Genomic DNA, 3800 nt, shown 5'->3' on the forward strand with positions numbered 1-3800 from the left:
GTTGAAGGCTCCTCTATGTCACCCGAAGACATCTCTAATGGGGATAAATTACTATGCAGAAAAGTAGATACCGATGTAGCAAAATTAATCGGGAAAGGAAAATTTGTGGTTATTGCTGTTGATAAGAAATACTATGAATCTAAAAACAAAGAGTTGAAGTTTGATTATAAGTTGCGTCATACCTTATTTAGAGTTCCTGTAGGAATCTCTATTGAGCAGTTGATAGACTCTTTGAAAAAGATAACCAATAGTATCTTTTTGGAAGAAAACCAAAAGAACTTAGAAATCAAGTATAATGAGGCTATTGGGTTTTATAAAGACAAGAAAGAACTTATGTTATCGGTTACTTATCGTAAAGGGAATTTGCGTTATTCTTTCCATCCGGTTGATTTAATACAGTACGTTGCTGAATATGTATTAAAACATAACGGAGAAGAATGGAGAGCTAAAAAACTTGAATAGAAAAATGTCTGGAATAGAATGTATTAATCTACTTGCATTCATACAATTTATAATTGCTTTTGACTTTGGATTATACTATCTTGATAACAAGCATGTGCTGACTGAAATTTATCGTAAATATCAGAAAGATTTGAAGTTATCGGTACGGGAGGTATTGTCTCGTGCTAATGATATTAGAACAGAGAGTCTAAAAAGTGAGGATAATGAATGTATATTAAATAGTGCCTATTTAGAAAAGGCATATCACCGTTTAAAATATCTGACTGATGAAAACCAACTTGATTTGGAAGGTTGCGGTTTCATCGGATTATATGCTGGATTATACGGTTTTTTATGCTTGTTTTGTATCGGGATGTTTGGGTCTCAACATGAAGCACTTGTAAAAACTTATATTTTAGTAACTTCTCAGATAGTTTTAGCTATAGAGCTATTTATATCGGGCTATAACCTTTATCAAGAAGATTGTAGGAAATATAGTAGAAATCTATGGACAAACATTAGATTTATATTTTTTATTACGCTATTTGTAGTTGCAATTGTTAGCTTTGATTGGACTTATAAATTTTTCTCTGAATTTGAGTTCCCGTTTGTTGTTATAAGTCTGATTGTATTGCTCTTTCCCCTCATTCTATTCATAGGGCATATCGTAATTTCTCGTATAATAGTAACATTTGTAACAATGAAATGTAGGTATTATTTATACAAAGTAGAGAAATGCCTGCAAGTTCAAGATGTACCACAAGATTAAGACTTGATGCAATCTTTTCAAGTTGAGAGCCGAGCTATCTGCGTAATAGCTCGGCTTGTTTTTTAAATGAGGGAAAGGTTATTTAGGTAGATGATATTTGTCCTTTATATGCTCGGCCACGTGTTCGACTTCCGGGAACAACGTTGATTTGTCTATGCCGAGGGCTTCAAGCTGCTTCCTGATCTTCTGCTTCTGCGCTTTATTGATGATGTACACTTTGTAGCTGAAGTTGAGTGATGCAGGTTGGCTTTTATTGCCATTGATACCATAAAGGAAGAATGCCCCGGACTGCCGGATTATGCGAGGATTGTCAAACATCGGTTTTACACAAAAGACTCTCTCAATATCCTTTGAGTCAATCACATTCTGAAAATGGGGTTTCTCGTACTTAATTTCATGCAGAAGATAGGCTATGTCTGGTTCATTATTAAAATCTTCACACTCCAAATCCCGAAGGGATTCAATACTGAAATCTATTGGGCGTTTGGCGATATTAGAAACGACACTGACAGCATCGCTATCAAAATATTTAATATCTGACGTTTGAACTTCGAATCGGAACAATTTTCCGTCAACGGCATCATTCTCGCACGCAAAATACAGAGCTACCAAAGGATTTGTAGTAATATCCAAGAGGCGTGTCGGCAAAGAATAATGCTGCATCTTGACCAACTTTTCAAAAGTAGATGTGCATCCTTTGAAATCAGCCGGACTTTGAGCGATAATATCTCTAAATATTCTATTTTCATTCTGGATTAAAAGTTTCTCTCGATAGATGGAGGGAATTAATCCGAAACTCTTATCTGATTGTCCTCGATAAAAGATATGGTAATCCATATCGTCCTCTAATTCGTCTTCAAGTTTTTCGAATAGAGTTCTGATACTACCGATACTTGATGAATCACTCTCCGGAGTATAATTATATGCCTCGTATGAAATCTCCCACGGATGTTTTCCAAAGGTCTTGACTATTTTTTCTGACAACTCATTATATGATGCAAAGCTATCATAAGTGTAGCCCAGTTTCTTACTTCTTAGATACGATGAAGTGTTGGAATCCAAAGGAACATATTTTTCCGGATTAACGTAGAACAGAACAATACTGAGCTTTTTCTTTCCGACACTTTTAATGTTCAATGCCGTTTGAAAAAGTCGTTCATCTACTTTCCCTTCTTTTACCTGTCCGAACAATTCCCATAATACATTTATATCATACTTGTTCCTTGTCGATTTATGTGGAAACAGATGCACTTTCATCGGATGTATTGTCGGGATACCGGATACATCTGTTGGTTCTGGACATCTAAAATGTAGCTTATGCTTTAAATCCTGTAGGATTTCTACTCTTCTTTCATCGGAATGAAACTTGTTGAGATACGAAAAGAATGTAAACGGGTCTATCTCTTCCAAAACAATCTCTTTGCCTTTTTCTGTACCATCTCGAAAACCGGTAATACCGATTTCTTTTAGTGTAGATATAAGTTCTGACTGTCTATTCTGTTTTCCAAATAGCCAGTCGGATAATTCTTTATAGAATGGTATCCATGTAAATTTAGTTTCCATATCCTTTAAATTGAGTGAATTTAAACTATCATAGATAATCCTACTAATACCAAGCTATCACACATTAATACGTGACAATTCCAACTATTAGACTAATAATGTCATTTCTGCACTATCAATAAGTTGAAATATACTAACCTTGGAGTATATTATAAGTATTGAATTAAAAAACGAACAACAAGGTTTTCCTCTCTTGAATAAATTCAAAAAAAATCCGTATTTTCACTTACTAAATCAATAATGAAATTCTTGTTTTCCTTATTGATATCATAAATTTCATCTAAATGAATGTGAAAGCCATTATTAGATTGAGAGTTAATTAAGCCAATAATGGCCTTTGCTAAGAGTCTTAAACCTTCTTCATTTCCTTTGATTGTAATATTATTTGCGTTATCACTGGTAAATGAAAGATAGCACTTGCTGTTTTTTTCTAAAATAGGACAGCCCCATTTATTATAATTGATTGATATTTTTTCAGTTATAGTCATAGCTAATAATTTAATGCATTATTAATAGCAGCACTTACAGAAGATTCACGTCTTAATTTATTGGGTAGTTCTCTAAGTGCTTGCTCGTTAGACATTCCTGATATATTTATATATCGTTCTTGCCGAGTTCCTCTATCAAGATGTATATGTGGACCATGACTGTCAACATGCACTTCTATTTGATAATTTCTTATATTTTGGCGACGTAAAATTGTTACACTATCATTTACATCTCCATGATTATGACTCTGGTAAACTAAGCCAAATGGATCACAAAGATAGGTTGTATTACAAACATACCCATACAAATTTAGGATTCTGCCAGTCAATCTGATTGGATCTTGTGACACATACATACCCATCTTCGGCGAGTAGTACCTGAACCTGTTGTATGCCAGTCCTGTCTCACAGTCATAATACTGTCCCTGGAACAGGAACGGCACCATTCCCTTGTTGCCTGTCTCCTCGATGACGTTCCCGTCCATGTCGAGCACCCGGCTCCACACCTCGTTGCCCTCGGCATCGTATGCCTCCGTCGG

At 35.1% G+C, this 3800-nt stretch carries 4 protein-coding genes and 1 pseudogene; 2 read left to right on the top strand and 3 right to left on the bottom strand.

Translation table 11 applies throughout. The features are described 5' to 3' along the window. Positions 1-462, top strand: a pseudogene (locus tag ABUA47_RS22645) (hypothetical protein); the annotation flags it as partial. Between the two features lie 4 nt (positions 463-466). After that, positions 467-1210 (top strand): hypothetical protein, encoded by a 744-nt coding sequence (locus ABUA47_RS22650; protein WP_349832094.1) that lies wholly within the window; start codon positions 467-469, stop codon positions 1208-1210. A 78-nt stretch (positions 1211-1288) separates the two neighbouring features. Here the strand turns inward: ABUA47_RS22650 and ABUA47_RS22655 are convergent, their stop codons facing one another. From ABUA47_RS22655 to ABUA47_RS22665, 3 genes are all read right to left on the bottom strand, one after another. Then, a complete protein-coding gene (locus tag ABUA47_RS22655; RefSeq protein ID WP_009293419.1) occupies positions 1289-2773 on the bottom strand; it encodes an FRG domain-containing protein in 1485 nt (494 codons plus the stop codon). A gap of 203 nt (positions 2774-2976) precedes the next feature. Next, the gene (locus tag ABUA47_RS22660; RefSeq protein ID WP_009293420.1) at positions 2977-3261 is read right to left on the bottom strand and encodes a hypothetical protein; all 285 of its coding nucleotides are present in this window, start codon (positions 3259-3261) and stop codon (positions 2977-2979) included. A 2-nt stretch (positions 3262-3263) separates the two neighbouring features. Then, the coding region (locus ABUA47_RS22665; RefSeq protein ID WP_349832095.1) for an RHS repeat-associated core domain-containing protein at positions 3264-3800 on the bottom strand (537 nt) is incomplete at its 5' end.

This window comes from Bacteroides sp. RTP31139st1_H2_RTP31139_211217, assembly GCF_040227615.1.
GTDB classification, from domain to species: Bacteria; Bacteroidota; Bacteroidia; order Bacteroidales; family Bacteroidaceae; genus Bacteroides; species Bacteroides uniformis.

Bases quoted from the DNA above. Each gene is read 5' to 3' on its own strand.
- ABUA47_RS22650 (WP_349832094.1), top strand. From the start codon at position 467: ATGTCTGGAATAGAATGTATTAATCTACTTGCATTCATACAATTTATA.
- ABUA47_RS22655 (WP_009293419.1), bottom strand. From the start codon at position 2,773: ATGGAAACTAAATTTACATGGATACCATTCTATAAAGAATTATCCGAC.
- ABUA47_RS22660 (WP_009293420.1), bottom strand. From the start codon at position 3,261: ATGACTATAACTGAAAAAATATCAATCAATTATAATAAATGGGGCTGT.